Below are 3870 nucleotides of genomic sequence, written 5' to 3'. Positions count from 1 at the left end.
TCCCTGCTGCACTGGACCCGCCGCATGATCGAGATCCGCAAACAGAACAAGGCCTTCGGCCTCGGCTCCTACACCGAACTCCAGTCCTCCAACCCCGCGGTCATCGCGTTCCTGCGCGAAGCCCCCTCGACCGAGGACACAGAGGACGACCTCGTCCTGTGCGTGCACAACTTCTCCCGCTTCGCCCAGCCCACCGAACTGGACCTGCGGGCCTTCAACGGCCGCCACCCGGTCGAGCTCATCGGCGGGGTGCGATTCCCGGCCATCGGAGAGCTGCCGTACTTGCTCACCCTCGCGGGCCACGGCTTCTACTGGTTCCGACTGCGCAAGGACGCCATCTGATCCAAGGACAGACTCCAGAACCCGGTCGGCGGGGCGGTTTCCTCCGTCCCGCCCTGGGCACGCATCAGTAACACCCCGACTCCCCCGGTCTCCCGGGCCCCTGGGGAAAGGACGCGACGTCATGTCGGAAGCCGCAATCCACTCTGTCACGGCCCCCGTCGCACGCCCCGAGTTGCTCGCGTCGCTCGATCCGCTCCTACGGGAATGGCTGCCACGGCAGCGCTGGTTCGCGGGCAAGGGCCGTCCGGTGACCGGGTTCTCCCTGGTCACGGCCAACGAACTGCTGCCCTCGACGGCTCAGCTGGGCCTGCTCCACCTGCTGGTCCGGGCGCACCAGCCGCTCACCCCCGCTCAGGGAGCCGGCATCCAGCCCGGCGACTGCTACCAACTGCTCATCGGCATACGCGAGGCACTCCCGCCACACCTCGCGCCCGCCCTGATCGGACACGTGGAGGAGGGACCGCTGGCGGGACACACGGTCTACGAGGCACTGCACGACCCGCGCCCCGCCGACGTACTCCTGGAGGCCCTGCGCACCCGGGCCCGCGTCGGCGAGCTGCGCTTCGAGCAGGACCGACGCCAGGAGATACGGGGCGATCTGCTGCCGCGCCTGATCACCGCGGAACAGTCCAACTCGTCCCTGGTCTTCGGAGATACGTTCATCCTGAAGCTGTTGCGCCGCGTCGTCCCGGGGGTGAACCCCGACCTGGAGCTGCCGCTGATGCTGTCCCGGGAGGGCTGCCCGCGAGTGCCGGCACCGGCCGCGTGGATGGTCGCCGACCTGGACGAGGAGACGTACGTCCTGGGAGTGCTGCAACCCTATGTCCAGGGCGCGGTGGACGGCTGGGAGCTGGCGCTGAGCGAACTGGCCAAGGAGAACGAACCGGCCAAGGACGGCGACCTCGGCGGCGAGGGCTTCGCAGAGGAGGCGCGGGCGCTGGGCCGGGCCACCGCCGAGGTGCACACGGCCCTCGCCCGGGCACTGCCCACGGTCACGCTGGGGCACGTACAGATGGAACTGCTCGTCGGCGGCATGACCGAGCGGCTGGCCGCGGCAGTGCAGGCGGTGCCCGCGCTGCGGCCGTACGCCGCCGGTCTGCGCACCGCCTTCGAGGCGCTGGCCGACCTGGCCACCGAGGGGCAGACCTGGACCGCCCAGCGCATACACGGGGATCTGCACCTCGGCCAGTGCCTGCGCGCGCCCTCCGGGCAGTGGTCGCTCATAGACTTCGAGGGCGAGCCCTCGAAACCGCTCGCCGAGCGCCGCATGCCCCAGCCGCCCCTGCGGGACATAGCGGGGATGCTCCGCTCCTTCGACTACGCGGCCCACGCCGTCCCCGGGGCCCTCGGCTCCGGGGACGGCGTGGGTGACTGGGCCGACACCTGCCGGGCCGCGTACTGCGCCGGATACGCGGAGGTCGCCGGCCGCGACCCGCGCGCCGATCCCGTACTCCTGCGCGCCTACGAGACGGACAAGGCGATCTACGAAGTCCTGTACGAGGCCCGGCACCGGCCCGACTGGCTACCGGTGCCGATGGCGGCGATACGCCGACTCGCCGCATCCCCCTGACCTTCCCCACCTCACCCCGCCGAGGAGGCCCTGCCCGTGACGCCCCGCCCCCCGTCCGACGACAGTCCGAAGAAGAACGGTGCCAAGAAGCCGGCTGCCGCCAAGAAGACGGCGGTGAAGAAAGCGGCGGTGAAGAAAGCGACGGTCAAAAAAGCGGCGATCAAGAAGGCCCCGGTCAAGAAGGCCGCTGCTCAGAAGCCCGCCGCGAGCAAGTCCGCGAAGGATGCGAAGGTCTCGACGGTCTCCAAGGTCTCCGATAAGGGGGCCGTGGCGAGGGTTCCCGAACCGCGCGCCGCCGAGCCGAAGGGTGCCGAGCCCGCCGTCGGGGTTTCCGAGCCCGCCGTCGTCGACAGCGCTCCCGTCTTCACCGGGGTCGCACCCGGTGACCGCGAGCGGCTGCTCTCCGGCACGCACCACGATCCGCACGGAGTGCTCGGCGCCCATCCGGTGCCCGGCGGTGTGGCCTTCCTGGCCTTCCGTCCGTACGCGCTCGGGGTGACCGTCGTGACGGACGACCTGCGGGCCGAGCTGCACGACGACGGGGACGGGTTCTTCTCGGCGCTGGTGCCGCTGCGCGCGGTTCCGGAGGCGTACCGGCTGCTCGTCGCGTACGAGGGGACGGTTCAGGACACCGAGGACGCGTACCGCTTCCTGCCCGCGCTCGGGGAGTTCGATCTCCATCTGCTCGGCGAGGGACGCCACGAGGAGCTGTGGCGCGCCCTGGGCGCGGAGCCGATGGTGCACCAGGGGGTGACCGGCACCCGTTTCACGGTCTGGGCGCCGAACGCGCGCGGTGTCCGCCTCGCCGGCACCTTCAACTTCTGGGACGGCACCGGGTTTCCGATGCGGTCGCTCGGCTCCTCCGGGGTGTGGGAGCTGTTCGTGCCGGCGATCGGCGAGGGCGAGCTCTACAAGTTCGAGATCACCCGCCCGGACGGCTCCCGCACCCCGCGCGCCGACCCGATGGCCCGGCGGACCGAGGTCCCGCCGCGCACGTCGTCGATCGTGTACGCCTCGCACCACGTGTGGACGGACGAGGAGTGGATGGCGGGGCGGGGGGCCCGTCCGGTGCACGAGGCGCCGTTGTCGGTGTACGAGGTCCACCTGCCGTCCTGGCGACCGGGCCTGACCTACCGCCAACTGGCCGAGCAACTGCCCGCCTACGTCCGCGACCTGGGCTTCACCCATGTCGAGCTGATGCCCGTCGCCGAGCACCCCTTCGGCGGCTCCTGGGGCTACCAGGTCACCGGCTTCTACGCCCCCACCGCACGACTGGGCACCCCCGACGACTTCAAACACCTCGTCGACGCCCTGCACCAAGCCGGGATCGGCGTCCTCATGGACTGGGTACCGGCCCACTTCCCGCGCGACGCATGGGCCCTCGCCGAGTTCGACGGACGCCCCCTGTACGAACACGCGGACCCGCAGCGGGCCGCCCACCCCGACTGGGGCACCCTCGAATTCGACTACGGCCGCCGCGAGGTACGCAACTTCCTCGTCGCCAACGCCGTGTACTGGTGCGAGGAGTTCCACATCGACGGACTGCGCGTCGACGCCGTCGCCTCGATGCTCTACCTCGACTACTCACGCGAGCCGGGACAGTGGACCCCCAACGAACACGGCGGCCGGGAGAACCTCGACGCCGTCGCCTTCCTCCAGGAGATGAACGCCACCGTCTACCGCCGCGCACCTGGCGTCATGACGATCGCCGAGGAGTCGACGGCGTGGGACGGGGTCACCCGGGCCACTCATCACACCGGGCCCGGCGGGTTCGGGGGGCTGGGGTTCGGGCTGAAGTGGAACATGGGGTGGATGCACGACTCGCTGAGCTATGTGCAGCACGAGCCGGTCCATCGCAAGTATCACCACAACGAGATGACGTTCTCGATGGTGTACGCCTACAGCGAGAACTACGTCCTGCCCATCTCCCACGACGAGGTCGTCCACGGCAAACGCTC

At 70.4% G+C, this 3870-nt stretch carries 3 protein-coding genes; all 3 read left to right on the top strand.

The genetic code is table 11. The annotated features are described in order from the left end of the window. Nucleotides 1-342, top strand: a 342-nt coding sequence (locus tag ACFZDJ_RS54960; protein WP_391070818.1) for an alpha-glucosidase C-terminal domain-containing protein, incomplete at its 5' end; no start/stop codon positions are given. 121 nt (nt 343-463) lie between these two features. Next, nucleotides 464-1912 (top strand): maltokinase, encoded by a 1449-nt coding sequence (locus tag ACFZDJ_RS54955; protein ID WP_390931939.1) that lies wholly within the window; start codon nt 464-466, stop codon nt 1910-1912. A gap of 36 nt (nt 1913-1948) precedes the next feature. After that, on the top strand, nt 1949-3870 hold a 1922-nt coding region (glgB, locus tag ACFZDJ_RS54950; RefSeq protein WP_391070816.1), incomplete at its 3' end, for a 1,4-alpha-glucan branching enzyme.

Source organism: Streptomyces sp. NPDC007896 (assembly GCF_042959425.1).
Lineage (GTDB): Bacteria > Actinomycetota > Actinomycetes > Streptomycetales > Streptomycetaceae > Streptomyces.
The sequence above is the reverse complement of the archived record's forward strand: the minus strand, read 5'-3'. Positions and strand labels throughout refer to the sequence as shown.